The sequence below is a fragment of the Proteus myxofaciens ATCC 19692 genome, from assembly GCF_001654855.1.
Classification (GTDB): Bacteria; Pseudomonadota; Gammaproteobacteria; order Enterobacterales; family Enterobacteriaceae; genus Proteus; species Proteus myxofaciens.
Window position 1 is genome coordinate 1 of sequence record NZ_LXEN01000193.1, and the last position, 936, is coordinate 936.

Here is a 936-nt window from a genome sequence, read left to right on the forward strand (position 1 = left end):
TTGGGCTTTCTCATCACGGTCAGCATCAAATTTAACCCAATAAAAACCGTCTTCATTTTGATGGGCGTAAATATCGTTTTCTTTCGCACTGGTAATTCGCGCCATTAAGGTGCCTGCAATCACAGGGCGAGGTTTTACCTTAGGGCGCCAACAGCGGTCATCACGATAAGGTACGGCATCAAAACGTACGGTTAAGGCTTTATCTCGACTTGCAGTAAAACGCAGACGGGTGAGTAATAAAGGGGATTGAAAAACAGCGGGTAAGGTGGATGAAAGCGGATTATCGGTAATCTTTAAGACCAATAACGGGGTTAACTCAGGGGCGTTACTTTCACCGCGTAATCGAGTTTGTTCTGTTAGAAAACGTTCATGGTCTAATCGCGCCCAAAAGTTGGCGGTTTCAGGCTCAGGATGCAGGGTATCACCGCGAGTTAAATGACGAGCACGATAATGATACACATCGCCATAATTGGTGTCTTCACCTTCACCACGGGTCATATCGGCGACAGCAGAAATCAGCGTATCTTCAGCTAATCGCGGGTTATAGTCTTTCGCAAACACACTGTTTTCGACCACTTGATGGCGTAAAGATAATCCCCAAACACTGTCAGCCTGTGAATCACTCATGCCAGAAGGGCTATTGAGTGGCAGGGTTTTATCGTAAAGGTAACCGCGTTGACTATCGGTAAAATGAATGACTTCGGTTTGCGTATCGTCTTGTAAGCGAAAATGATAAAAAATACCGACTTCACTTAATAGGCGTTCAATAAAGTCTTTGTCACTTTCGTTGATTTGGTTAATTTGCTCTCGTTTAGGGTACTGTCGTTCAAGGGTGAACTCGAACTCCCAGCCTTTAAAATGGTGCTCACGTAAGATTTGTTCAACGATATCGGGCACGGATTGATGGATAAAGAAGCGGTGTGAGCGTTTTTGATG

Annotated in this window: 1 protein-coding gene; it reads right to left on the reverse strand. The window is 44.8% G+C overall.

Annotated features, from left to right (window positions below):
- The coding region (locus tag M983_RS16580; RefSeq protein ID WP_157091987.1) for a type VI secretion system Vgr family protein at nt 1-936 on the reverse strand (936 nt) is incomplete at both ends.